This window comes from Mesorhizobium sp. WSM3860 (assembly GCF_002294995.1).
In the GTDB taxonomy this organism is placed as follows: domain Bacteria; phylum Pseudomonadota; class Alphaproteobacteria; order Rhizobiales; family Rhizobiaceae; genus Mesorhizobium.
This window is the reverse complement of record NZ_NSGF01000003.1, coordinates 111,853-136,325: the sequence shown is the minus strand read 5'-3', so window position 1 is coordinate 136,325 and position 24,473 is coordinate 111,853. Positions and strand designations below refer to the sequence as shown.

The following is a 24,473-nucleotide window of genomic DNA, read 5'->3' as shown; positions in this document are numbered from 1 at the left end:
CCGTGCTTTCGAGTCTTTGTCCTGATGCCTGCCGTTCTCCCAGAAACCACTGCACGGCTTTGGGCGGCATGCTTCAAAGAAAAGCCCATCCGGGCACCAGCGCCATTTTGGGAAAAAGCCTTCGCGGCGGTTTTTTCTCTGGCGGAATCAATCAGGCCGCGTTAAGCGATGACTCCCATGGCGCGATATGTATTCATCACAGGCGGCGTGGTTTCCTCACTCGGAAAAGGCATCGCCGCAGCAGCTCTTGGGGCTCTTCTGCAGGCGCGAGGCTATCGCGCGCGGATCAAAAAGCTCGATCCCTATCTCAACGTCGATCCCGGAACGATGTCGCCCTATCAACATGGCGAAGTGTTCGTCACCGATGACGGCGCCGAGACCGATCTCGATCTCGGCCACTACGAGCGCTTCACCGGCCGCTCGGCCAACCAGCAGGACAACATCACAACCGGGCGCATCTACAAGAACATCATCGAGCGCGAGCGGCGCGGCGACTATCTCGGCGCCACCGTGCAGGTGATCCCGCACGTCACCGACGAGATCAAGCACTTCGTCCTCGAGGGCAATGACGATTACGACTTCGTGCTGTGCGAGATCGGCGGCACGGTCGGCGACATCGAGGCGATGCCGTTCCTGGAGGCGATTCGCCAGCTCGGCAACGACCTGCCGCGCAACAACGCGGTCTATGTGCATCTTACCCTGATGCCGTACATCCCGACCGCCGGCGAATTGAAGACCAAGCCGACGCAGCATTCGGTCAAGGAATTGCGCGGCATCGGCATCGCGCCCGACATCCTTCTGGTGCGCGCCGACCGGCCGATCCCCAAGGAAGAGCGCCGCAAGCTTTCGCTGTTCTGCAATGTGCGCGAGAGCGCCGTCATCCAGGCGCTCGACGTGCCGCACATCTACGACGTGCCGATGGCGTATCACAAGGAAGGCCTGGATTCCGAAGTGCTGGCCGCCTTCGGCATCGATCCGGCGCCGAAGCCGCGGATGGAGCCCTGGCAGGCGCTCTCCAACCGCATCCACAATCCCGAAGGCGAAGTGACGATCGCCGTCGTCGGCAAGTACACCGGCCTCAAGGACGCCTACAAATCGCTGATCGAGGCGCTGTCGCATGGCGGCCTCGCCAACCGGGTCAAGGTGAAGCTCGACTGGATCGAGAGCGAAATCTTCGAGAAGGAAGACCCGACGCCGTGGCTGGAGAAGGTGCACGGCATCCTCGTTCCCGGCGGTTTCGGCGAGCGCGGCTCGGAGGGCAAGATCTTGGCCGCGAAATTCGCGCGCGAGCGCAAGGTGCCTTATTTCGGCATCTGCTTCGGCATGCAGATGGCCTGCATCGAGGCTGCGCGGTCGCTCGCCGGCGTCGAGCATGCCTCGTCCACCGAATTCGGCCCGACCGAGGAGCCGGTCGTCGGCCTGATGACCGAATGGCTGAAGGGCAACATGCTGGAAAAGCGCAGGGCTACCGGCGATCTCGGCGGCACCATGCGCCTCGGCGCTTATCAAGCCGACCTCGCCAAGGGGTCGAAGATCGCCGAGATCTACCGCGACACGCAGATCTCCGAGCGCCACCGGCACCGCTACGAGGTGAACATCGACTACAAGCAGCGGCTTGAGGATTGCGGCCTGGTCTTTGCCGGCATGTCGCCAGACGGGGTGCTGCCGGAGACGGTCGAATATCCCGACCATCCCTGGTTCATCGGCGTGCAGTACCACCCGGAACTGAAGAGCCGCCCGCTCGAGCCGCACCCGCTGTTCGCAAGCTTCATCGAAGCGGCCGTGGAGCAGTCGCGGCTGGTCTGAACGGTTGCTGGCGACAATGCAAACCTACGTCGCGCTGCTTTACAGCATCATCCTGGGCGAGGGGCGGCGCGTGGTGATGTCCGATCTCAAGGCGATGGCCGAAGGCATCGGGCTGAAAAACGTCCGCACGCTGGTCGCCACAGGCAATCTGGTCTTCGAGGCGCGGGCGGCCGGCGTTTCGGGTCTCGAACGGCGGCTGGAAAAGGCCTTCGAAGAGACTTTCGGCCGCCATGTCGACATCATAGTGCGCGGCGCCGAGGATTGGCTGAAGCTCGCGGCCGCCAATCCGTTCCCGGACGAATCGGCACAAGCCGGCGATCAGGTCGCGGTGCGGGTGATGCGCCAGCCGGCGCCCAAAGAAGCCGTAGCGGCTCTTACGGCCTATGCCGCCGAGGGCGAGATGGTGCTTTCGGTCGACGGCGATATATGGGTCGTCTTTTCGCGCGCGCGGCCGAGCTCGCGGCTGCTTGCCGCAGCAAACCACAAGCTCATGGGCATCGGCACATCGCGCAACTGGAACACGGTGCGCAGGTTGGCCGAGATGGTCAGCAAATAGTCGAAAGGAGAGGGGCGGCTTTCGCCGCCCCGGTCTGCTTCAAGCCTTGGCCATCCGTGCGCCGGCGCCCAGCGCCATGGTGCGCAGCACATAATAGACGGCACCCGCGATCGCCACGCCGAAGAACCAGCCATAGACGCCCCACCAGGACGGCAGCCAGTTGGTGAAGTTGGGCAGGATCGAGGAAAAGATCGCGCCGATGCCGGCGGCGATGAAGGCGTTGACGTGCCAGCCGCCTTGGAAGCGGAACTCGCCGTCTTCCCGGTAGAGCGCGTTGACGTCGACCTCGCCCTTACGGATCAGATAATAGTCGACCATCATCACGCCGAAGATCGGCCCCATCGTCGCGCCGATGATGTTGACGAAGGAGGCAGCGCTGCCCTCCCACGGCGCGAAGGGATAGAGCACCAGCGCGATCAGCGCCGCGATATAGCCGCCCTTCTTGAAGTCGATCTGACGCGGGAAGACGTTGGAGAAGTCGAAGGCCGGCGAGACGAAGTTCGCCACGACGTTGATGCCGAGCGTTGCCACCGCGAAGGTTAGCGCGGCAAGCGCCGCCAGGAACCAGCTGTCGAACTTGGCCGAGATCTGGTCGGGATGGAGCAGCACCTCGTGATAAACGTCGTAGGCGGCGATCGTGGTGACGCCGGCGACCAGCGAGAACAGGATCAGATTGACCGGCAGGCCCCAGATGTTGCCCTTGCGCAGCGCCGCGTTGTTGGGCGCGTAGCGGGCGAAGTCGCAGAAGTTGAGGTAGAGCGCCGAAAAGTAGGTTACCCAGATTGCCGCCACTGCGAACAGCGCCGTCCACGATCCCGGCTCACCGGGCACGCCCGCATCCTTGGTCTTGTCGAGCAGCACGTCCATCGGAATATCGCTGGTGAAGGCGAAGGTCCCCGCCTTGACGCATAGATAGATCGCCAGGATCAGCATCATCACCCAAACGGCGGGACCGGCCCAGTCCTGGAAGCGGCGCACCGTTTCCATGCCCTTCTGGATGATCAAAAGCTGCAGCGCCCAGATGACGACGAAGCAGATCACCTCCAGCGTGGAATGGCCGAGGAGATGCGAGGTCCTATTGAATTCGTCGAACCACTGCAACCGCGTCAGCAGCGCGACGATCGCGCCCGACGCGGCGGCCGTCTGCGCGCCATACCAGAAGCAGGCGACGACGGCGCGCACCAGCGCCGGAATGTTGGCACCCCAGATGCCGAAGGAGGCGCGCGCAAGCACGGGGTAGGGTACCCCGGTCTTCACGCCGGCATAGCCGACCAGGTTCATCAGGAAATAGATGATCAGCGAGCCGATGCCGATGGCGATGATGAAGTTGACGAAGCCGCCGCAGAACAGAAAAAGGCTCGCCGCGAGATAATAGCCCCAGAGGCTGTGGACGTCGGAGGTCCAGACGTTGAAGATTGAAAACGGCCCCCAGTTCCTGACTGTTGCCGGAGCCAGATCCTCGTTGTAGAGGTCCGGCGAAGCGCCTTGTATGGTCATTGCAACCTGTCCCCTTTTGCAAAACGCGGCGTCCCCGCGTTAACTGGTGAGGGTAAGCCTGACGCAAGGGAACCGACAAGCAATCCATTTGCCGGCTTTGGCCTTAAAGTCATTCAATGAGAATCGCGCTTCTCGTCGCGCCAAAACAGGAATCGCCTCTACTGAGTCGGCTTGCTAAGCCGCGCTTCGTCCGGTTCCGAACTTTTTCGGGCAGCAACCAAAATTGTATGGAACCAAACCCCTGGACATGCGTTTATGCGGGTTCGGCCGCCTTGCGGTCGACCGGGAGGATAGTGATGGATCGCTTGCATTTCTTTACCCCAGTGCGGATCGCGCGTGGGCAGGGATACCCCTTGGAGGAAGTCGACAGCGTCTCCGAAGCGATGGTGTTCTTGCGGAAGTGGCCAACGGGAAGACGCGGCCCCGTTTATCAATGCGCCGTGAATTGCTGCTCGGCAGCTATGGCTGGCAAGATGTCGGCTGAGGAGGCGAGAAAAGCTTTTGTCGGCTTTGCCCGCATCACTCGGATTCTCGACGACGAGATGGCGCTGCCTCTGGGCGGCGTGTCCGTGGACAATGTCTACGCACTAAGGCGCTAGCAGCGTCGCGCCCCCGCGGCTGCTGACAATTGCGATGATCAGGCGTTGGCCTATGGCCGACGCCCCTAGGCGTTTGTTTCAATTCTCCCTGAAAGAGCGCGCTAGCGAAGCTTCGACCGGGGCCAGCATGTAGTCGAGCAACGTGTGTTCGCCGGTCAGGATCATGACTTCCCCCGGCATGCCGGGCGATAGACGGACGTCATGCAGCTCTTTAAGATCGTTCGCTTGGACCTTGACCTTGGCGACCGACTGGCTGACGGACGAGAAGACCGGAGAGCCCTATTTCCTCGCCAAGGTGGTGAACGCATTCATCCATGCTACCGGGCCGTTCCATGGCCTGCTGGCCGCGCGGCGCTACCGGCAGATTGTCCACTGATGCCAGCGGCATGCCCGGACGGCAATATGGTGCAGCGGAACTAAAAATCTCACTGCCCCTTTAGGTATGCAATGTCGGGACGGCTAGGCCGGTTGGCGGCGCCAGCCCCGACGCGGATGCCATCCGGACGGTTGGAGGCGGATTTGGCCGTTGAAGATGTGGCGCGTGCGAAGAGTGGCATTCCCCTCACGGTGATCGGGGTGGCGGCAGTGCCGCTGCTGTTCCTGTTGAGCGGTATTGCCATCCGCTATGCCGCCTTTGCCTCGATATCACCGGATCCGAACCTGGCGGCCTATGTCCGCGCGTTCTGCAAGTGGGATTGCAGCTGGTATGTGGGCATTTCCGAACAGGGCTATGAGTCCTTTCCCATTCCTGGCCACAGCAATGTCGGACGCTGGGGATTCTTTCCGCTCTATCCGATGCTGGTGGCGGCGGTCCGCACCATTCTGCCCTTCTCCACGATCGCGATTGCGACGGCGGCATCGCTGGCATGCGGCTATCTCTCGTGCCTGGTGGCATGGCCGCTCATGGACAGGAACATGCGGGCGTATGTGCTTTATTGCGCCTTCCTGCTGAGCGGCCCGTTCTCCTTCTATTTCGCCACCTTCCTCACCGAGCCGCTCTTCGTGCTTTTGACGTCATGTCTCTTCCTGGCGCTCAAACGCTCGAACCATCTCGCCGCGGGGCTGTCCTGCGCGCTGCTCTCGGCAACGAGGGTGGTCGGCGTGCTGGCCGTGTTCGCGATCGTCATTCGCATGTTCGAGGAGCATCGCGCGAAGGGCGGATCGTTCATCGGCTTTCCGCGCTGGCTGCTCGGCCGGCCGGATCTCATCATCGCCATACTTATCTCGCCCGCCGGCCTGTTCGCTTACATGCTCTATCTGTACGTCACGGTCGGAGACGGTTTTGCGTTCATCCATGTCCAGCGCGCGTTCGGGCGCGTGGCGGGCAACCCGCTGCTGTTCCTCTGGGAGGGGCTGTCCTATCATCCCGGGGCTGGCTGGCAGCCCACTGCGCCGCAGTGGAGCGCGTTGACGGCAATCATAGGACTGGCGCTGGCGGCGGTGCTGGCGGCGCGCAGGCAATTTGGCGCGGCGCTTTTTTGCGCGATGGCCCTCATCCTGCCTTTGACCTCGAACCTGGCTTCGATCGTCCGCTATGTCGTCGGCCTCGCGCCGCTGACAATGCTGACGGCCGTGCTGCTGTCGATCTCGAAGGCGACATCGGTCGCTGCGCTGATCGTCTTCCTCATCACCTGCTACTTCATGACCGTGGCCTGGCTTGGAGGCTATCTTGCGCTGGTCTGAGCTGACGGAATCGACCAGGCCGGCAATCCTGGCTGGCGGCTACGCGCTGGCGGGCGCGCTTGCGGCGGCCGAGATCGCCATCTTGGCGCTTGCCCTCAGCCCGAATGTCAACGACGACTACCGCGCCTATTACATCGACAAGACCACGACATGCCTCAACCGGGACGCCGTGGGGCGCTATACGCCAGGCCGGACCGTATCGTTCCGCTCCGACGGCGCACGGGAAGCAACCACCATGATGGTCTGCGGCTGGTCGGGGCCAGTGGCGGACGGCACCCATTCGCTGGGCGAGAGCTCTCGTCTGCGCCTTGCCCTGCCGCCGCTCCGCGACCGGCTTCGGGCGACGCTGGAAATGGCCGCCGTTATTCGCCCGCCGCAGACCTGGCAGAGGATCGTCGTCTCGGCGAATGGCACCGAGGTGTATCGGGGGACGCTGTCGGGCGAGGTGGCGACAACTGTGTCCTTCGTCATTCCGCACGCCGTGCTGGCTGGCAAGGCGACACTGGACATGGCCATCGACTATCCCGACGGCATTCCGCAAAGCGCCGACGCGAGCAACATCTACAACCGCGCCATCAAGCTGAGATCTTTCCGGCTGGACACGCTCTGATCCTCAGGACGGCCCGTCATCCCTCAGGCCCCGCTCTGCAAAGACCCAGCGATCGAGCACAAGAAGATTAAGCGCTGGGATGGCAACGGAAGTGAGGAGAACGGGAACGGCGAGCGGCAGGCCGAATGTCACCGTCAGCAGGTACGGTGCCGCGTAAGCCAAGGCGAGGCCGGCAATCGTCAGCAACACGAAACGCGGCGCCTGCGACCGGTGCGAGCCGGCCGACATGAACGTGAAGGACTTGTGCGCCAGATAGGAAAACAGGGCGGCGGCCGCGTAAGCCGCGAGCGAGGCTTCGACGGGCGCGAGGCCGAGCCAGTTCGATCGGGCAAAGACTGCGGTCAGGACGGCATAGAGGATTGTGGCAACAAGGCCGACTGAAGCGAAGCGCCCCAGGAGCTTCGCGCCGGCGACGGGACGATTCTCAGGCACGGGCGACACAGGCATACTGCGCTCCGAGCGGCAGCCAAGTGAGCGCGCTTTCCAGTTTCCGGGCAAGCGGCTTGGCCGACGGCAAGAGCAGAAAATGCTCGCAGTGCACGTCGCGGAAGCCCGCCTGCTCAAGCAGCGATGCCGCCCTGCCAGCGCGGAGCAGGACGGCGTCCTTGTCGAACGGGCATCTCAACACCGCCATACGCGTCAGGGGGTTATAGGGATTGTGCTCGATGATGCAGCCAAGTCCGCCTCGCCGCACGACGCGCCGCATCTCGCGGAAGAAATCCAGCCACGACGCAGGCGGCACGTGGTGGACAACGCAACTGGCGAACGCCAGGTCGAACATGCCATCCGTGTAAGGCAAGCGTGAGGTGGCGCACACGCTGTATGCGACATGCGGGTTCTCAGCGCTGGCACGCGCGAGTGACTCCTTCGACACGTCGCAGCCGTCGAGTCGATCGAAGACATCGGCGAGATGGGGATGAAGCGAGCCCACGCCGCAACCGACATCGAGCGCGCGCACGCCTGCGCCGCCCCGCCGGAGGTCCTGCTCGAAGACCACTCGCCGCAGAAGCTCGGCCTTGGCACGCAGGAAGAAATCATGCCGCAGCCCGGAGAACCGGATCGAGCCCTCGACCGCCTCGCTGTAGCTGGACCTATAACTGTCGAAGAGTTCGGACATCCGCCGTGACCCCGTTCCTGGACTTGCGAAACGAAGCGCGCTTGTCGCGGGAGGCGACGCGCATCGGCCGGTCGAAGCCACTCAGCTTTTCGACGACATAGAGCGGGCGCCGTTTGACTTCGGCATGGATGCTGCCGACGTAAAGGCCCATCACGCCGGTCATGAAGAGATTGATGCCGATTAGCAGCGACACGATCACCACCGTGGATGTCCAGCCGGCAATCACGCCGGTTTCGAAGATCCAGGCCACGACGGCGTATGCACCGAACACCAGGGCGAGAGCGGAAATGGCCAATCCGGTCAAAAGCGCCAGTTGCAGAGGCCGCTCCGAAAACCCGACGATGCCGTGGATGGCAAGCCGCATCATCTTCCAGAACGGGTATTTGGTTTTACCAAGCGTCCGCGCAGGGCGCTCGAACGGCACAGCCGCCTGCTTGAAACCCATCCAGCCGAACATGCCCCTGACGAAGCGGTCGTGCTCCGGCATGCGCTTGAACGTGTCCAGCGCCTTGCGGCCGACGAGGCGGAAGTCGCCGACATCGCGCGGGATGTCGACCGGTGTCATCCTCTCCAGCAGCCGATAGAAGAGGCTGGCAGTGAAGCGCTTGAACCAGGTTTCGCCCTCGCGGCTAACGCGCCTTGCGTAGACGATCTCGAAACCGTCCTTCCACTTCGCCACCAGGTCGAGAACGACCTCGGGTGGATCCTGCAGGTCGGCGTCCATGACGATGACGGCCTCGCCGGAGGCCGCTTCCATGCCGGCGGTGATGGCGATCTGGTGGCCGAAGTTGCGGGAGAGCTCGATCAGGCGGAAGCTTGGTTCGGCGGCGACCATGCCGCGCAAATAGCTCACGCTTCGATCGCTGCTGCCGTCGTCGACGAAGATGACTTCCGTGTCTCCGTCCAGTTTTGCGGTCAGTGCGCTGATCCGCTCGACCAGCCGGGGCAACACCTCCTCCTCATTGTATATCGGCAGCACCAATGAGTAGCGTAGGGACGGTGCCCGCGTCCGGATGCGCTGGACAGATTCTTGCATGCGATTGCAATGGAACACCGGCCAGAAAGTTCCATAACAGGCGCCAATTGCGGAAGAAATGGCGCTGCTCCTCGCCAGAAAAGGCGGCGCAACGTTCGGTTGAAATCGTAACCCCGGTTTGCCGACAGAAATCCTTGGATCGAGGATTTTGATGCCTATCGTTTTCAGGCCCTGGCGATGGAACGTCACAAGATCGCTGAAGGGCTTCCCATCCAGCGGCTACTAGTGATGCGACTCTCGATCCGGCGCTGCATATCGAGCGCCAATTTCGGCGTTCTTGCGTCGCAAAAACCTTTCCTTGGGATGCCCCGTGGCGAACCCGGGCTCTCCAAAAGCCGGATTTTAGTTTAGGGAAGGTGTCAATTCGTGTGCGCTCGGTGTGCACCGACGCATCGGAAACCGGAAAAGGGGCGTCTCGTGCGGCAAAAGAGTGCACACGACGTGGCCCAACATTTTGAAACGACAAAAAATGGCGAAATACCAAGACTTTAGAATAGCCATAGCACCAATGATGGATTGGACGGACCCGCATTGCCGGTTCTTTCACCGTCAGCTGACGCGTCGCGCGTTGCTCTACACGGAGATGGTGGTGGCGGATGCAGTCATCCATGGCGCACGCGAGCGCCTGCTCGGCTTCGATGATGCCGAGCATCCGGTTGCGCTGCAGCTTGGCGGTTCGGATCCGCGCAAGCTTGCCGAAGCGGCGGTGATCGGCGAGGCGTTCGGTTACGGCGAAATCAACCTCAATGTCGGCTGCCCGTCCGACCGTGTCCAGTCGGGCACCTTCGGCGCCTGCCTGATGAAGACGCCGGTGCTGGTCGCGGAATGCATCGCGGCGATGAAGGCGGCGGTGAAAATCCCCGTCACGGTCAAATGCCGCATCGGCGTCGATGACCAGGACCCCGAGCCCGCTCTCGACACGCTCGCAGACGGCGTGCTGACGGCCGGCGCCGATGCGCTCTGGGTGCACGCCCGCAAGGCGTGGCTGGAGGGGCTTAGTCCCAAGGAAAATCGCGAGATCCCGCCGCTCGACTATCCGCGCGTCTATCGGCTCAAGGCCAGGAAGGTCAACGAATTCATCGGCATCAACGGCGGCATTCAATCTCTTGACGAGGCAGAGGCGCACCTAGCTTATGTCGACGGCGCCATGCTCGGCCGCGCGGCCTATCATACGCCCGGCATCCTCACCGGGATCGATGCCGCATTTTACGGCGAGGCGCCGGTCGCTTTCGACTGCGCGGCGCTGATGGACGCCATGGCCGCTTACGCCGCGCGTCACATCGAGAAGGGCGGGCGGCTCGGCCATGTCACGCGCCATATGGTCGGGCTGTTTCACGGTCTTCCGGGCGCGCGCCGCTACCGGCAGATTTTGTCCACCGACGCCAATAGACCCGGCGCCGGGCCAGAGGTGCTGAAGACGGCGTTCGCGGCAATAGAGTTCGCTGCGGAAACCGAGGCCGCTTGAGGCGGATCGGGCGGCCAGAGCGTTTCACCGTTCCCACAGAAACGGCGAGCCGCTCTATCTGTTTGTCTAGACGCAATCCCGGGCGGAAAATCAGGAATCTAGTCGCGCAGGATCATGCGGTCACCGCGCACCTCGAAGCCCGACAGCGAGCCGATGAAGTTCATGCCGAGCAGGCTTTGCTCGAGCATGCCGGGCGCCGCGACCATCACCGGCATATCCCTGCGGACGATGCCGCCGATCGCCATCTCGTCGGTCCTGACCGTCGCGGCACGCGCCATGCCGTTGGCGGTCGAGACGTTGACGGTGTAGCTGAGCGCCGCTGGGTTGAAGCCGGCGGCCTGGGCGTCCTCCGCCGTCAGCACCGTGCTGGTCGCGCCGGTGTCGACCACCGTGCGCACCGGCCTGCCATTGACCAAGATTCGCGCCTCGAAATGGCCATTGCCGGCCTTGTCGAGCGTCACGGTGGCGCGACCATTGTCGACGCCGAGCGCCAACGGACTCCCCGGAACAAGCCCGGCCGTGACGCGGCTGACAACGTCCTGCAGCTCGTAGCGGTACTGGTAGCCGGCGATCAGCGCCAGCACGATTGCCGTCCAGACGCCGAAGTTGCGCGCCATGTCGCCGAGCGGCCGGCCCGAGCGAAGGAGGCTGGCGCCGATTACCGCCACCAGGACTCCAACCCAGATCAGCCTGCTGAAATCGTTGTTCTCGATGCCGAAGGTGCGGCCGGCGGAATCATTCATCATCAGCAGGATCATTCCGGCGCCGATCACCAGCATGACGACCCAGAACAGGCGATTCATGGCCAGCCCTTTCTCTCAGCCAGCTCTTTCACAGCATGCCGCGCTCGCGCGCCATGCGGGCGCGCCGCGTCTCGCGGCGGGGTCGGCGTTCCACCGTCTCCAGCCGCGCCGTCAACTCGGCCATGACTGCACGCCGGACTTCCGGCGTCATAGCGATCCACCCGGCGATCTCGTCGCGCGTGCGGCCGCAACCGAAACAGAAGCCGGTTTTCATGTCGATGGAACAGACCAGTATGCAGGGAGACTCGATGACGGTCATGCTGTTCTCTTGGCTTCACTCCACATGGTGCAACCTCAAAGCCAATGCAAGCCCTTCGCAATGCGCCGCCGACCGGCGCTTTCGCGGCATTGCCGGGCGGTTGTGCCGAGCGGTGAAGGGAGCTATGCCGCTGCCTGTTCCTGCAAAGAGACCGCATTCGACATGACCGCAAAGCCTTTTGATGATTTCCGTACTCTGCTGGCAACGCTGCCGCCGGCGGACTCGGGCGCCGAAACCCGCGTCCGCACTCTGTTTGCCAAAGCCGACAAGTCGAAAGCCTCGCTTGGCCGGATTGAAGATGTCGCGGCATGGCTCGCCGCCTGGAGCGGGCGCGCGCCGCCGGCCGTCAATCGTCCGCTTGTGGCGATCTTTGCCGGCAATCATGGAGCCGTCCGGCATGGCATCTCGCCGCGGCCGGTTTCGGCGACCGCCAATGCCGTCGAACTCTGCGCTGCCGGAGGCGCGGCGATCAATCAGATCTGCATCGCCAACGATCTCGGCCTGAAAGTCTTCGATCTGGCGCTGGATATTCCGACCGGAGACATCACGGAAGAAGCGGCCCTCGACGAGCGCGGCTGCGCCGCCACCATGGCCTTCGGCATGGAAGCGGTCGCGGGCGGCGCCGATCTTCTTTGCCTTGGCGATCTCGGCGTCGGCAATTCAACCGTCGCGGCCGCGCTCAGCGCTGCCCTCTTTGGCGGCATGGGCGCCGACTGGGTTGGACCTGGATCGGGCGCGGACACGGCGATGATGGCGCGCAAGGCCGAAGCGGTCGACCGGGCGCTTGCTTTCCACGGCGCCGGTCTCGGCGATCCGCTCGAAGCCTTGCGCCGGGTCGGCGGCCGTGAGTTCGCGGCAATCTGCGGCGCCATTCTTGCAGCCCGCATGCAGAAGATTCCTGTGCTGCTCGACGGGTTCGTCGCGACGGCTGCCGCCGCGGTTCTGCACAAAGCCGATCCTTCCGCGATCGACCATTGCCTGCTCTCCAGCCTGTCACGCGAGCCCGGCCATGCCCATGTCGCCGAACGGCTTGGGCTCGAGCCACTGCTCGATCTTGGCGTCAGTCACGGCGAAGGGGTTGGGGCAGGACTTGCCGCCGGTCTCGTCAAGGCCGCGGCTCTCACCAGCTTCGGCATGGCGGCGGCGGTTCGTGGCTGAAGAACGCGTGCAGAAATCGGCTGCAGGTTATCGGGGGTTTCGAGTCAACGCCGGAGCTTGGGAATACGATACACGACAGCGATATATTTTGAATTGGATCGCCTTCCAACTGGCGATCCTCCGAGACGTTCTGCGATCTTTCTGCTAGCGATGTTTTCTTCCGCGACAGGATAGTCAAAACTGTCCGGCGCGAGTTTCTCCGACGCCCATGCAACCACGGCGGCGATTGCCTCCCGGCCGATGCCCTGTCCTTGAGCGTCTTCCCTGAGCCAGATTCCAAGTTCGGGAGATACCGTGTTCGCCGCATGCAGGCCAACGAGCCCTAGACAACGACCGTCTCGCGAACGCCGCACAACGAAGTGTAGGTCCGATCCGTCGACGATCGGTTCTAACCAAGACCGCCAGACCGCGCCAAATGCGGCCGACGATCGTGGCGGTTCCCACTGCATGAAGCGGGTGATTGCCGGCGTAATACAGGCGAAAAGTTCATCGGCATCACCGGGCGTAAATAGCTTGAGGGATAGGCGTTCCGACTTGATCTCGGTGCGGCTTGTGTCGGTGGTCGTCATCTCAGGCGGCAATCTGTCATATCGGACCGAAGGGCTCAACGCCGGCGCGCCGCAACCGTCTTGGTCGGCAGCGCGGGCAATTCCTCCATCACCCGGGTCAGCGGGAAGATGGCGATGGCCTCGGTGCCTTCGCGCAGCTTGGAGTGCAGCTCGAACTCGCCGCCATGCATATCGAGCAGACCCTGCACGATCGGCAGCCCGAGGCCCGTTCCCTGTTCGGCGCTCTTGATGGCGATCGAGCCCTGGCCGAAGGCGGAAAGCACCACCGGGATTTCCTCTTCCGGGATGCCGGGACCGTTGTCCTTGACCGAGATGTACTGACCGCCGCCCGCCGTCCAGCCGACGCGCACGCGCACTTCGCCGCCCGACGGCGTGAACTTGATGGCATTGGACAACAGATTGAGCGCGATCTGCCGGATGGCACGCTCGTCGCCGAACAGGCGCGGTAGTGCGGTCTCGAACTCCTGGATGACGCGGATGTCCTTGTTGCGGGCTCTCAGCTCCATCATGTGGCAGCAATCCTCCACGATCGTCACCAGCACCACCGGCTCCTCGTTGAGCTGGTAGCGGCCGGCCTCGATGCGCGACAGGTCGAGGATCTCATTGATCAGGTCGAGCAGATGCTGGCCGGATTCGTGCACATCATGCGCGTAATCGCGATAGGTCGGGTTGTTCATCGGCCCGAGCACTTCATTGGCCATCACTTCGGAGAAACCGAGGATGGCGTTGAGCGGCGTCCGGAGCTCATGGCTCATAGAGGCGAGGAAGCGCGATTTCGCCAGATTGGCGTCCTCGGCGCGGCGCCTGGCCTCGTCGGACATGGATTTGGCAGTCTCCACCTCGGCGATCAGCGCGTCCTTCTCGGAGCGGAAGGAGAGCAGCATCCAGGATGACTGGTTGAGATGGCGCGCGACGTAGCCGAAGAAGGGCAGGGCAGCGACCAGAAGCGCCGCCATGATCCCTTCGATCGGCATCCACAGGCCCAGGACGGCATAGACATAGACCGCCACGGGAACGGCGAAGGTCGCCAGCAGCGCGCCGCCCAGCGACGATGCCATCACCGCGGTCGTCGCCATGGCGACCAGGAGCACCATGGCCTTGACGACATGGAACTGGTCGACCTGGCATGTGGCGCAGCCCAGCCATGCGAACCAGGCCCAGCCGAGGCCGCAAAGCGAATGGCCGATCAGGAAATCGCGGCGCGTCTGCACCGGGTCGAGCTCGGCCGCTTCCGTGCGCTCGACGCGCCGCGCCATGAAGGTGACGATGGCGTAGCAAAGCAGCGTGAAGAGAGCCCAGACGGCGACCTGGTTGCCCAGGCCCGCGAAGCGGCCGACGGCCGCTATTACAAGCACAAGCAGAGGAATCGCCGCCGAACTGACCACCATGGCGCGTGCATGCAGCTTGAGCAGCTCGCGGTCGAAATCGAGGCTGCCGGCCTGCTGCGAAAGACGGTCGCGCGTCCTGCGCACCGCGCGCGCCACATCGCTGTTGCGATGCGGTTTCCTGCGGTCCACAATGAATTTGTCCGCTGTGTCCGAGCGTAGCAAAGGCATGCAAGTTCAATTTCTGCGCGCAGCGATTTTCAGTTCGTTAAGCTACGTTCGAATGATTAAGAGACTGTTTGCCATATGAGCCGTTCCTGGTCGCGAAGACCGCGCCGGCGCTATGTTCCGCAGCCTCCGCGAAGCCTTTTGCGCAGGCTTCTGGATTACGGGCTCGCAGTGGCCTGCTTGGCGTGTCCATCCTGGTGGCAGCGCGGCTCGACCGGTTCGAGATGCGACAGGAGCACGGCACGGCCCTCGTCAAGGACGGCGATTCGATCACGCTTGGCTCCGAGCGCATCCGCATGCGCGGTATCGACGCGCCGGAATACACACAGGCGTGCCGCAAGGACGGGGCCGACTATGCCTGCGGCAGGCTTGCGCGGCAGTCGCTGGTGCGGCTGATCGCCGACAGGCCGGTCTCCTGCAGCGGCTGGCAGCGTGACCGCTACGGCCGGCTACTCGGCGACTGCAGGGCGGGCGACACGGATCTCAACCGCGCGCAGGTACAGTCCGGATGGGCCGTCGCCTTCGGCGACTTCGAAACCGAGGAGGCCGTCGCCCGGGCTGCCAAGGTGGGCATCTGGGCCGGCTCCTTCGAGGAGCCGCAGGACTGGCGCGACCGCCATCACGACCAACCCGACGAAAGGAAGCACGGCGCACTGGCTTCGCTCGGCGATGCGCTGCGTGAGCTTGTTCGTTTCTGGTGATGCCGCTTCTGGTGATGTTTGTTGCATGTGGATTCCCCAAACCGCTGCGCACTTTTGGACGACATCCATTGCAGTGCGCCCTAAGATCGGGATGAGAGATCGGAGACTGGAATGAAGCTGTTCGATGGCGGCCGGGCGCCCAATCCCAGGCGGGTTCGGGTTTTCCTAGCCGAAAAGGGGCTCACCGTTCCTTTGGTGCCCGTCGACATGGGCGCGCTGGAGCATCGCGAGGAGCCGGTGGCGTCGCGCAATGCGCTGCGGCGGCTGCCCGTGCTCGAACTCGACGACGGCACCATCATCACCGAATCCATCGCCATCTGCCGATATTTCGAGGAATTGCACCCCGAGCCTGCCCTGTTCGGAACAGGCGCGCTCGGCAAGGCCATGGTGGAGATGTGGCAAAGGCGTCTGGAGCTAAACCTGATGACCCGCGTGGCCGCCGCGTTCCGGCACATCCATCCGGCAATGAAGGAATGGGAGGTGCCGCAGATCCCGGAATGGGGCGAGGCCAACAAGCCGAAGGCCATCGAGTTCCTCCATCTTCTCGACCGGGAGTTGGCGGATAGGGAATTTGCCGCCGGCGACGCCTATTCGGTCGCCGACGTCACCGGGCTGATCGCCATCGATTTCATGAAGCCGGCGCGCATCAAGGTGCCCGAGGAATGCGCCAACGTGCTGCGCTGGCACGCAGCGCTCTCCAGCCGGCCAAGCGCTGCTGCTTGAGGCCTGTTCTTGAACATCCGCCGGACATGAGTGAAGCGCTGGAGAGCCTTGCCGCCAAGGTGCGGGCCTGCCGCATCTGCGTCGAGCAGCCGCGCGGTCGGCCGCTGCCGCATAAGCCGCGCCCGGTGCTTGTGCCATCCTCGAAGGCCCGCATCATGCTTGCCGGCCAGGCGCCGGGCACTAGGGTCCACATCTCGGGCGTGCCGTTCACCGACGCTTCCGGGGACCGCCTCAGAAGCTGGCTCGGTGTCACCCCCGACGAGTTCTACGACACGGAAAAATTCGCCATCGTGCCGATGGGTTTCTGCTTTCCTGGCCAGGACGCCAAGGGTGCCGACCTGCCGCCGCGCCGCGAATGCGCCACCGCCTGGCGCGCTGATCTGATGGCGCTGATGCCGCAGATCGATCTGGTGCTGACGATCGGCGGTTATGCGCAATCGTGGCACATGGGCACGGCGCGTGGGCCATCGCTGACGGAAACGGTCAGAAACTGGCGGGCTTTCTGGGATGCCGCGGCCGGGCCGAAAGTTCTGCCGCTGCCGCATCCGTCATGGCGAAACACCGGCTGGCTGAAGAAGAATCCGTGGTTTGAAATGGATTTGCTGCCATTCCTGCGCTCGGAAATCCGCTATCGCCTCAATTAGCCTTCTCGCAAGAAATCACTCGCTTTTGCCGGCATCGGCAGAATTTCTTTCTTGTGAAAGGGCCTGATAAAAGGGATTATAGCCAAACTATTCCGCTGGAGCCTCCCATGGACCGCCTGGACAGAAAAATTCTTCGCCTCCTGCAGGAGGACGCGACGCTTGCGGTCGCCGATGTCGCCAAGAAAGTCGGCCTGTCGACCACCCCGTGCTGGCGGCGCATCCAGAAGCTCGAGGAAGAGGGCGTCATCAAGCGGCGCGTGGCCATCCTCGACCATGAGAGGGTCAATGTGCGCGTCACCGTCTTCGTGTCGATCCGCACCAATTCGCACAGCCATGAATGGCTGCGCCGCTTCTCCGAGGTCATCCAGGAATTTCCGGAAGTCGTCGAGTTCTATCGCATGAGCGGCGACGTCGACTATCTGCTGCGCGTCGTGGTGCCGGACATCGCCGCTTACGACGCCTTCTACAAGCGGCTGATCGCTAAGATCGAAATCCGGGACGTGTCCTCGTCCTTCGCCATGGAGCAGATCAAATACACGACAGAAATCCCGCTCGACTACATGATCCTGGACAAGGAGTCGGGAGCCAACGCGGCTTGAGCATCGGACGCTCGCAGCTTCCCGCTGTGCGCGAAGCTGCGAGCCTTAATTCTTCTTTTTGTTGAGGAAATTCCACGGCGAGTTGACTGGGAGCGTGACGGCGTCCGGCACGCTGTCGACCTCAGTCACCTCGGCCTTGCGCACGGTGTAGCCGGACTGCACGATCAAGACACCGTCGAGGATGAAGAGCTGGCTCGTCTCCATGCCGGGCTTCAGCACGCCGGTGACGGAGACCGGCTGGTATGCCTCCGCCATCCTGTAAGGATGCGCAGGCGTTACCAGCACGATCTGGTTGGGCGGCGGCGTCGGCATGTGGCTGCAGGCGCCGGTCCAAGGCACCAGCAGGAACTGGTAGACGAGGTCGCCCTCGCGATCGACCGGCAAGGCGTAGCCGGCCAACTGAACGGTCTTGTCCTGCAGATTGAGTGACAGGGTCTCGCCGTGATCGGGCAGTTTTGCCGCAATCATCGGCAGGTTGGCGTCCTCGGCGACGGCCTGCGTCGCCGGGCGCAGATCCTTCCAGAAGATATGCGCGACGTCGGCCGCGGCGTCGGCTCTCGCGGTGGCGAGCATCAGCACGGCCGCCAGCGTGGCGCTTGATCTGGAACGCCTGCTCATGGTCGTCATCCTCCGCCAGTCCCATTTCCGAAGCGAGTAAAAGCGTCGTGACCTTAGCTCGCTGAGATCAGGCTCGTGTAGTCGCGAGCCGTTCGAGCTGTTTGGCATCGGAGAGTTCCTTCACCGCATCTTTGCCGATCCAGCGTGCCGTCTTGTCGGACGATGCCGCCAGTTTCTCGGCCAGCGCAAGGGCAGGGGCGTGCAGCGCCATCGACCGCTTGCCGATCTGCCGCAGCGCCCAGTTCACCGCCTTGCGGACGAAGTTGCGCGGATCGCCCGCATGCTTCTCGATCAGCGGCAGAGCAGCGAGGAAGCTCGCGTCCGGCTCCTTCTTCAGATGCACCGCCGCCCAGGCCAGCATGGCGAATGCGCTGCGGCGGACAAACTCGCGCTCGTCCTCGGCGAATTCCTCGATCAGCTCCTGCCAGAACGGTGTTTCGGCGAACAGGTCGGCAACGGTATCGACGATCTCCCAACTGTCGAAATCGGCCGCCCAGCGCCGGCATTGACCGATGTCGAGCTTCTTCGGTTGGCCGGTGAAAGCCGCCATCAATCGCGCTTCGCGAATGCCGGTGTCCCACAAAAGCAGCGACCGTTCCTGGTTCTTCTTCAGCTTGCGCGCCAGGGGGCGCAGGTCGGAATTGCCGACGCCGAGCGCGGTTCTCGTGTTGATGCCGAATCGCGCCATGCCGGCGCGGTTTTCCTCGCTGCCGATCGAACGCAGATGGGCGACGATCTCGTCGGCGCTCCAGCTCGGATCGGGCAGGGCCATCGCCGTCTATTTTTCCAGGCGCGCGAGCAGCGAGGACGTGTCCCAGCGCCTGCCGCCCATGTCCTGCACGTCCTTGTAGAACTGGTCGACCAGCGCGGTCACCGGCAGTTTGGCACCGTTGCGGTTGGCCTCGGCGAGGCAGATGCCGAGATCCTTGCGCATCCAGTCGACCGCGAAGCCGAAATCATAGTTTCCGGCATTCATCGTCTTGTGGCGGTTCTCCATCTGCCAGGAGCCGGCAGCGCCCTTGGAGATCACCTCGATGACTTTCTCAATGTCGAGCCCGGCCTTCTTGCCGAAATGGATGCCCTCGGCCAGCCCTTGGACGAGGCCGGCAATGGCGATCTGGTTGATCATCTTGGTAAGCTGGCCGGCGCCCGCGGGTCCCATCAGCCCGACCATGCGGGCATAGGCGTCGATGACCGGCTTGGCCTTGTCGAAGGCAGCCTGCTCGCCGCCAACCATGACGGTCAGCACGCCATTCTCGGCGCCCGCCTGGCCGCCCGATACCGGAGCGTCGAGGAAGGAAAAGCCGGTTTTATCGGCGGCTTCGGCCAGTTCGCGCGCGACTTCGGCCGAGGCTGTGGTGTTGTCGATGAAGACCGAGCCCTTCTTCATCGCGGCGAAGGCGCCGCTGGCGCCGGTCGTCACTGAGCGCAGGTCATCGTCATTGCCGACGCAGGAGAAGACGAAATCCTTGCCTTCGGCCGCCTCGGCCGGCGTCGATGCCAGGCTGCCGCCATGCTGGGCGACCCATTGTTCGGCCTTGGCGGTCGTGCGGTTATAGACGGTGATCTCGTGGCCGCCCTTGTTCCTGAGGTGCCCGGCCATCGGATAGCCCATGACGCCAAGACCGAGAAATGCAACCGATGCCATAAGCCTGCCTTCCAACAAGAGATTTCAGTCGCGGAAGGTCTAGGCCATGCGAAAAATTCGTCAAGGCGCGCAAAGCCGCATCGACTGGTGCAGGCCGGTCCGCCGACGACGCTCTATCGCTTGAGGTGAATGGTAATCCGGCGTTCGATCCATTCGACGCCGTGGCGCAGGATCTCGACCAGCACTAGGTAGACGATCGCCACCCAGATATAGGCCTGGATGTCGAAGGATTTTGCGTAGGCGAGCTTCGCGTTGCCCATCAGGTCGTAGACGGTGATGATCGCCACGATCGCGGAAGCCTTGATCATCAGGATGAGCTCGTTGCCGTAAGGCCGCAGCGCCACGATGATCGCCTGCGGCATGATGACCTTGCGCAGCGTCTGCAGCTTGTGCAGGCCGAGCGATGCGGCGCCTTCCCATTGGCCCCGCGGAACGCTTTCGATGGCGCCGCGCAGGATCTCGGCCTGGTAGGCGGCAGTGTTGAGCGAGAAGGCAAAGACGCCGCAGTAGAACGCCTCGCGGAAGAACCACCATAGCCCGACGGTTTGCAGCTCGGGACGGAACGAGCCGATGCCGTAATAGACCAGATAGGTCTGCACGAGCAGCGGGGTGCCGCGGAAGAAATAGACATAGCAATAAGCCAATCCGGAGAGGATGCGGTTCTTGGACATCCGCCCGTAGGCAACCGGCAAAGAGAGAATAGCGCCCGCCACCATCGAAATGGCGACCAGCGACAGGGTGGTTCCCAGCCCCTGCAGATAGGCCGGCGCGTATCTGGCGAAGAAATCGGCGTTCCAGGCGTGGACCAGATAGGCCACGATGCCGACGCCGAAAAGGCCCCAGAGGCCGACCAGCGCGTAGCCTATGATGCGCACGCGCGGCCAGCCGCGAGCCTGGGGCGGTGGCCTGTCAACCGCAATAGCCTGGCTGACGCTCATCGAGCCTCCCTCCGTCCGAGCGAGCGCTGGATATAGGCGGTGGCGACCGAGGACAGGATGGCCAGCACAAGGAAGACCAGCGCGGCGACACTGTAGAAGAGGAAAGAGTGCTTGGTGACGCGCGCCGCGACACCGGCGTTGCGCAGGGTTTCCGCTAGATTGACGACCGACACCAGAGAGGTGTCCTTGAGCAGACTGAGCCAGCAATTCTCCAGACCGGGGAAGGCGATGCGCAGCAGTTGCGGCAGGATCACCAGGCGCATCGTCCGCCATTTCGAAAGGCCGATGGCGTAGCCGCCCTCATACTGGCCCTTGGGAATGGCGCGAAAGGCGGACAGAAAGACCTCGCTGGCGTAGGAGGAGAAGATCAGCGCCAGCACGATCATGCCGGCAATGAAGCTGTTCACGTCGATTGTCGCCTCGGGTTCGAACAGGCGGACGACATATTGCAGCAGCAGCGGCATGCCGAAGAAGAACAGGAATAGCGTCACCAACTCGGGCAGGCCGCGAAAAACAGTGGTGTAGATGTTGGCCGCGAGCCGGAGCGCGGGCTCTTCGTGCTGCTTAGCGAAGGCGACGAAGAAACCGATCACCAGGCCGATCGGCAGCGTCGCAAGCGCCAGCGCAACCGTGACCAGCACACCAGACGCAATGTCGTCACTCCAGCCATCCGGTCCCCAACTGAGAAGTGTCCAAATGCTTTGGGCTGGCATTGGCGGGGCGTGTCTCCGTGGCGATCCCGGAATGAAGGAAGGGCGGTGAGGTGATCTTCACCGCCCTGGGCGCAATGATCAGGACTCGGCGCCGTAGACGTCGAACTTGAAGTACTTGTCGTTGATTTCCTTGTATTTTCCGTTCTTGCGGATGGCGTCGATCGCGGAATTCAGCTTGTTGACCAAGTCGGTCTCGCCCTTGCGCACGGCAATGCCGGCGCCCGGTCCGAAGATCTCGACCGGCTGCGGCGAGGGCTGGCCGAGGATCTTGCAGCAGGCGCCGTCGGGCGAATCCAGCCACTGCTGCAGCACGACGATGTCGTCCTCGATGGCGTCGAGGCGGCCATTGGCAAGGTCGGCCTGCTCCTCGGGGCTGCTCGGATAGCCCTTGATGGTGCTGTCGGTGTAGGTCTTCGAGGCATAGTTGAAGTGGGTCGTCGTGGTGGCGACGCCGATCGTCTTGCCGGCGAGGTCTTCCTTGGTCACGCCCTTGAGCGGCGAATCCTTGGGCACGGCGATCGCCGAGGGCGTGTTGTAGTATTTGTGGGTGAAGTCGACCTTTTCCTGGCGCTCTGGCGTGATCGACATGGAAGCGACGATGGCGTCGAACTTGCCGGCCTGGAGCGCCGGGATGATGCCGTCCCAATCCTGCGCGACGAAGGTGCACTTCACCTTCATTTCGTCGCAGAGGGCCTTGGCGATGTCGATGTCGAAGCCGACCAGCTGGCCGTCGGAGGTCAGGTTGTTGAAGGGCGGGTACGCGCCTTCGGTGCCGATCCTCAGGGTCTTTTCCTGAGCCTGGGCAACGCCAAGTGTCAGCAGCGCGGCCGAAGCGGCAAGCGCGATACGCAGTGCAATACGCATGATAATCCTCTCACATTGTCATGGCCGCTGTCCCATGCGGCTCTTGTGGGCGGCGCCTTTTTGACCACCCGCTGCGCGGGATACTCCCACTCTTTACAAGAAAAAAGCAACTGCAAAAACAACGGCAAACGGCAATCGCCGTGTGCCGCTGCGTTACTTGCCTGGACTGACGAGACCGGTCGCGCGCTCGATAAAATCGGCTATCGATTTCGTATCGTCGAGGCTGAAGAGCGGCAGGTTTTCGCCTTCGATCGGAAAATCGGCGGCGACAGCCACGATATTCGGGTCATTGATCGAGAGCGGTGTCCGGTCCTTGGCTTCAAGCCGTCTCGCTTCGATTTTTTGGTGCGCTTCGCGCTTGTAGCCTTCGACCAGCACGATGTCCGAGGGCGCCAGCCGCGCGAGGATGTCATCCAGCGCCGGCTCGTCCTCATTGCGCAGTTCGTGCATCAATGCCCAGCGCCGGCCGGAGACCACCGCGACCTCCATCGCACCGGCCTGACGGTGGCGGAAACTGTCTGTGTCAGGCTTGTCGATGTCGAAGTCATGATGGGCGTGCTTGACCGTCGAGACCGTCCAGCCGCGACGCACCAGTTCGGCGACCAGCTTCTCGGTTAGGGTGGTCTTGCCGGAGTTCTTCCAGCCGGTGATGCCGAACACGCGTCTCATGGCTCAAGGCTTTGCAACAGACGCTCGGCCTCTGCAAGATCGTCGGGCGTGTTGATGTTGAAGAACGGGTCGATCCGTACGCCTCCGGCTTCGAGCATCGGAAACTCCACCTCGACAAAACCGTGCCGCTCCATGAAGGCCGAGACCCGGCGATTGTCCTCCTCAACCAGGAAATGGCGCAGGGCATCGCTTAGACCAAGCGGCCAGAGCGCGAAAGTCGGGTGCCATCTGCCGTCGGAACTGGCGACCGCAATCACGCCCGGCCGCTCCCGAGCGGCGTCGGCCAATCGCTCGACGAGATCGCCGGGGAAGAACGGCGTGTCGCCGGCCGCGCTCACGAGCAACCGGCAGCCCATATTCGTTGCCGCCCATTCAAGCCCGGTCAGGATGCCAGCGAGCGGGCCGGCATGGCCCTGTATCGTATCGGCAAGCACCGGAAGGTTGGTGCCGGCAAACCGTGCCGGGTCGCCGTTGGCGTTGAGCGCCAGCGTGGCGACCTGCGATCCGAGACGCGCAGCGACATGCTCGATCAGCCTGATCTTGCCCAGCGAAAGCAGAGGCTTGTCGCCGCCGCCCATCCTGCGCGACTGGCCTCCCGCCAGGATGATGCCTGCAACGCTTCGGTCCATCGGGCCTATATGCCGTCCGGCGCCATATCCGGTCCAGCGCTTTCGGCGGCAGGCTGCTGCCGGCCGACGATCCGCTCGCGATAGAGCGCATAGAGGCCGGAGCCGATGATGATCGCGGCGCCGACGATCATCGGCAGGTCGGGGATATCGCCGAAGATGACCAGGCCGAGAAGGATCGACCACAGCAATGCGGTGTAGCGGAAGGGCGCGATGAAGGAGATGTCGCCCGAACGCATCGCCATGATGATGAACTGATAGCCGATGAGCACGAGCACGGCGGCCAGCGCCAGCAGCCCGGTCGCCTTGGCGGTCATCGGCGTCCAGCCGCCCATCGGCGAGAGCAGCAGCGCACCCAGGATCGTCATGGCCAGTGCTGTCGCGGTCGATACCAGCATGGTCGGGATCGCTTGCGGGATGCGCTTGGTGGCGAGATCGCGTACCGCGCAGCAGGCAACGCTCGTCAGCGCCAGCAGCGAATAGACGCTGAAACCCTCGAAGCCCGGCCGCACGATGATCAGCACGCCGGCAAAGCCGACGCCAATGGCGAGCCAGCGGCGCCAGCCGACGCCCTCGCCGAAGAACAGCGCAGCCCCCATCGTCACGGCCAGCGGCAGCGCTTGCAGAACGGCGGAGACGTTGGCGATCGGCAAATGGGCAAGGGCAACCAGGAACGACACAGTCGCGCCGGCTTCGCCGGCGACGCGCAACGCGACCATCGGCTGCAGCATGGCGCGCGGATCACCAAGCGCGCCGCGGCGCCAGGCGAGCAGGCCGACGAAGAGCGAGGCGAAGGCGCCGCGCACCAGCATGACCTGCGCCATGTTCATCGATTCGGAGGAGAATTTGGTGATCGCGTCGTTCAGCGTGAAGCCGATCATGGCCACGACCATGAACAGTGCGCCGCGAAGATTTGGCGAAAGGGGCAAGGGCGCTTCCGGGTTATGTTCTCTCGCAAGCGTCTAACAGCCAGCGGCAAAACAGCAACGTCAAAGAAATGGGCCACAGGAGGATCCTGC

Annotated in this window: 29 protein-coding genes; 12 read left to right on the top strand and 17 right to left on the bottom strand. The window is 63.3% G+C overall.

Annotated features, from left to right (window positions below; genetic code table 11):
* The first annotated feature begins 168 nt into the window (after positions 1–168).
* Positions 169–1,806 (top strand): CTP synthase, encoded by a 1,638-nt coding sequence (locus CK220_RS07160; protein WP_095810866.1) that lies wholly within the window; start codon positions 169–171, stop codon positions 1,804–1,806.
* 16 nt (positions 1,807–1,822) lie between these two features.
* Positions 1,823–2,362, top strand: a complete 540-nt coding sequence (locus CK220_RS07155) for a DUF1697 domain-containing protein (RefSeq protein WP_095810865.1) — start codon at positions 1,823–1,825, stop codon at positions 2,360–2,362.
* 39 nt (positions 2,363–2,401) lie between these two features.
* On the opposite strand, the gene CK220_RS07150 is transcribed toward CK220_RS07155, so the two are convergent.
* On the bottom strand, positions 2,402–3,859 hold the full coding sequence (locus tag CK220_RS07150) for an NCS1 family nucleobase:cation symporter-1 (protein ID WP_095810864.1): 1,458 nt from the start codon (positions 3,857–3,859) through the stop codon (positions 2,402–2,404).
* Positions 3,860–4,155: 296 nt separating this feature from the next.
* Here CK220_RS07150 and CK220_RS07145 point away from each other — a divergent pair, with 296 nt between their 5' ends.
* The 4 genes from CK220_RS07145 to CK220_RS07130 all read left to right on the top strand — a co-directional run bounded on the left by CK220_RS07145 (position 4,156) and on the right by CK220_RS07130 (position 6,751).
* Complete coding sequence (locus CK220_RS07145) at positions 4,156–4,458, top strand: DUF982 domain-containing protein (protein ID WP_095810863.1); 303 nt, start codon at positions 4,156–4,158, stop codon at positions 4,456–4,458.
* Positions 4,459–4,696: 238 nt separating this feature from the next.
* Entirely contained in the window at positions 4,697–4,834 is a 138-nt protein-coding gene (locus tag CK220_RS31820; protein WP_176479014.1) for a hypothetical protein, read from the top strand.
* A gap of 143 nt (positions 4,835–4,977) precedes the next feature.
* Positions 4,978–6,141 carry a hypothetical protein gene (locus CK220_RS07135; RefSeq protein WP_095811156.1) on the top strand — a complete coding sequence of 388 codons (1,164 nt, stop codon included), beginning with the start codon at positions 4,978–4,980 and terminating at the stop codon, positions 6,139–6,141.
* On the top strand, positions 6,128–6,751 hold the full coding sequence (locus CK220_RS07130; protein WP_095810862.1) for a hypothetical protein: 624 nt from the start codon (positions 6,128–6,130) through the stop codon (positions 6,749–6,751). Before CK220_RS07135 ends, CK220_RS07130 begins: the two co-directional genes overlap by 14 nt.
* A gap of 3 nt (positions 6,752–6,754) precedes the next feature.
* On the opposite strand, the gene CK220_RS07125 is transcribed toward CK220_RS07130, so the two are convergent.
* Genes CK220_RS07125 through CK220_RS07115 form a run of 3 tightly spaced genes read right to left on the bottom strand, consistent with a single transcriptional unit; the run spans position 6,755 to position 8,904 of the window.
* A complete protein-coding gene (locus tag CK220_RS07125) occupies positions 6,755–7,198 on the bottom strand; it encodes a GtrA family protein (protein ID WP_095810861.1) in 444 nt (147 codons plus the stop codon).
* The gene (locus tag CK220_RS07120) at positions 7,176–7,868 is read right to left on the bottom strand and encodes a class I SAM-dependent methyltransferase (protein WP_095810860.1); all 693 of its coding nucleotides are present in this window, start codon (positions 7,866–7,868) and stop codon (positions 7,176–7,178) included. The genes CK220_RS07125 and CK220_RS07120 overlap by 23 nt, the downstream gene beginning before the upstream one ends.
* The gene (locus tag CK220_RS07115; protein ID WP_095810859.1) at positions 7,843–8,904 is read right to left on the bottom strand and encodes a glycosyltransferase family 2 protein; all 1,062 of its coding nucleotides are present in this window, start codon (positions 8,902–8,904) and stop codon (positions 7,843–7,845) included. Before CK220_RS07115 ends, CK220_RS07120 begins: the two co-directional genes overlap by 26 nt.
* A gap of 469 nt (positions 8,905–9,373) precedes the next feature.
* On the opposite strand from CK220_RS07115, the gene dusA reads away from it, so the two are divergent.
* A complete protein-coding gene (gene dusA / locus CK220_RS07110) occupies positions 9,374–10,369 on the top strand; it encodes a tRNA dihydrouridine(20/20a) synthase DusA (RefSeq protein WP_095810858.1) in 996 nt (331 codons plus the stop codon).
* 98 nt (positions 10,370–10,467) lie between these two features.
* Here dusA and CK220_RS07105 read toward each other — a convergent pair whose 3' ends face one another.
* Positions 10,468–11,172: a TIGR02281 family clan AA aspartic protease gene (locus CK220_RS07105; protein ID WP_095810857.1), complete on the bottom strand. Its 705-nt coding sequence runs from the start codon at positions 11,170–11,172 to the stop codon at positions 10,468–10,470.
* A gap of 28 nt (positions 11,173–11,200) precedes the next feature.
* Positions 11,201–11,431: a DUF1289 domain-containing protein gene (locus CK220_RS07100; RefSeq protein WP_095810856.1), complete on the bottom strand. Its 231-nt coding sequence runs from the start codon at positions 11,429–11,431 to the stop codon at positions 11,201–11,203.
* A gap of 162 nt (positions 11,432–11,593) precedes the next feature.
* Between CK220_RS07100 and CK220_RS07095 the strand changes: the two genes are divergently transcribed.
* The gene (locus CK220_RS07095) at positions 11,594–12,589 is read left to right on the top strand and encodes a nicotinate-nucleotide--dimethylbenzimidazole phosphoribosyltransferase (protein WP_095811155.1); all 996 of its coding nucleotides are present in this window, start codon (positions 11,594–11,596) and stop codon (positions 12,587–12,589) included.
* 44 nt (positions 12,590–12,633) lie between these two features.
* On the opposite strand, the gene CK220_RS07090 is transcribed toward CK220_RS07095, so the two are convergent.
* Both CK220_RS07090 and CK220_RS07085 read right to left on the bottom strand, forming a co-directional pair.
* Entirely contained in the window at positions 12,634–13,158 is a 525-nt protein-coding gene (locus CK220_RS07090) for a GNAT family N-acetyltransferase (RefSeq protein WP_095810855.1), read from the bottom strand.
* Positions 13,159–13,193: 35 nt separating this feature from the next.
* The gene (locus CK220_RS07085) at positions 13,194–14,714 is read right to left on the bottom strand and encodes a HAMP domain-containing sensor histidine kinase (protein WP_095810854.1); all 1,521 of its coding nucleotides are present in this window, start codon (positions 14,712–14,714) and stop codon (positions 13,194–13,196) included.
* A gap of 182 nt (positions 14,715–14,896) precedes the next feature.
* Here CK220_RS07085 and CK220_RS07080 point away from each other — a divergent pair, with 182 nt between their 5' ends.
* The 4 genes from CK220_RS07080 (at position 14,897) to CK220_RS07065 (ending at position 17,378) form a co-directional block, all read left to right on the top strand.
* The gene (locus CK220_RS07080; protein WP_245429023.1) at positions 14,897–15,412 is read left to right on the top strand and encodes a thermonuclease family protein; all 516 of its coding nucleotides are present in this window, start codon (positions 14,897–14,899) and stop codon (positions 15,410–15,412) included.
* A 111-nt stretch (positions 15,413–15,523) separates the two neighbouring features.
* Complete coding sequence (locus CK220_RS07075) at positions 15,524–16,135, top strand: glutathione S-transferase (RefSeq protein ID WP_095810853.1); 612 nt, start codon at positions 15,524–15,526, stop codon at positions 16,133–16,135.
* Between the two features lie 26 nt (positions 16,136–16,161).
* The gene (locus CK220_RS07070; protein ID WP_245429020.1) at positions 16,162–16,779 is read left to right on the top strand and encodes a uracil-DNA glycosylase family protein; all 618 of its coding nucleotides are present in this window, start codon (positions 16,162–16,164) and stop codon (positions 16,777–16,779) included.
* A gap of 107 nt (positions 16,780–16,886) precedes the next feature.
* Complete coding sequence (locus tag CK220_RS07065; protein ID WP_095810851.1) at positions 16,887–17,378, top strand: Lrp/AsnC family transcriptional regulator; 492 nt, start codon at positions 16,887–16,889, stop codon at positions 17,376–17,378.
* A gap of 45 nt (positions 17,379–17,423) precedes the next feature.
* On the opposite strand, the gene CK220_RS07060 is transcribed toward CK220_RS07065, so the two are convergent.
* From CK220_RS07060 to CK220_RS07020, 9 genes are all read right to left on the bottom strand, one after another.
* Positions 17,424–17,996, bottom strand: coding sequence for a DUF3299 domain-containing protein (locus CK220_RS07060; RefSeq protein ID WP_095811154.1), 573 nt, complete (start codon positions 17,994–17,996; stop codon positions 17,424–17,426).
* Between the two features lie 67 nt (positions 17,997–18,063).
* Complete coding sequence (locus CK220_RS07055) at positions 18,064–18,768, bottom strand: DNA alkylation repair protein (RefSeq protein ID WP_095810850.1); 705 nt, start codon at positions 18,766–18,768, stop codon at positions 18,064–18,066.
* Between the two features lie 6 nt (positions 18,769–18,774).
* A complete protein-coding gene (locus tag CK220_RS07050) occupies positions 18,775–19,644 on the bottom strand; it encodes an NAD(P)-dependent oxidoreductase (RefSeq protein ID WP_095810849.1) in 870 nt (289 codons plus the stop codon).
* A 113-nt stretch (positions 19,645–19,757) separates the two neighbouring features.
* The gene (locus tag CK220_RS07045) at positions 19,758–20,582 is read right to left on the bottom strand and encodes an ABC transporter permease (protein ID WP_095810848.1); all 825 of its coding nucleotides are present in this window, start codon (positions 20,580–20,582) and stop codon (positions 19,758–19,760) included.
* Positions 20,579–21,295, bottom strand: a complete 717-nt coding sequence (locus CK220_RS07040) for an ABC transporter permease (RefSeq protein WP_095810847.1) — start codon at positions 21,293–21,295, stop codon at positions 20,579–20,581. The genes CK220_RS07045 and CK220_RS07040 overlap by 4 nt, the downstream gene beginning before the upstream one ends.
* A 78-nt stretch (positions 21,296–21,373) precedes the next feature.
* Complete coding sequence (locus CK220_RS07035) at positions 21,374–22,159, bottom strand: ABC transporter substrate-binding protein (protein WP_066992755.1); 786 nt, start codon at positions 22,157–22,159, stop codon at positions 21,374–21,376.
* A 153-nt stretch (positions 22,160–22,312) separates the two neighbouring features.
* Positions 22,313–22,828 carry a molybdopterin-guanine dinucleotide biosynthesis protein B gene (gene mobB, locus CK220_RS07030; RefSeq protein ID WP_095810846.1) on the bottom strand — a complete coding sequence of 172 codons (516 nt, stop codon included), beginning with the start codon at positions 22,826–22,828 and terminating at the stop codon, positions 22,313–22,315.
* Positions 22,825–23,457: a molybdenum cofactor guanylyltransferase MobA gene (gene mobA / locus CK220_RS07025; protein WP_095810845.1), complete on the bottom strand. Its 633-nt coding sequence runs from the start codon at positions 23,455–23,457 to the stop codon at positions 22,825–22,827. The genes mobB and mobA overlap by 4 nt, the downstream gene beginning before the upstream one ends.
* A gap of 5 nt (positions 23,458–23,462) precedes the next feature.
* A complete protein-coding gene (locus CK220_RS07020; protein ID WP_095810844.1) occupies positions 23,463–24,383 on the bottom strand; it encodes a DMT family transporter in 921 nt (306 codons plus the stop codon).
* Between the last annotated feature and the right edge of the window lie 90 nt (positions 24,384–24,473).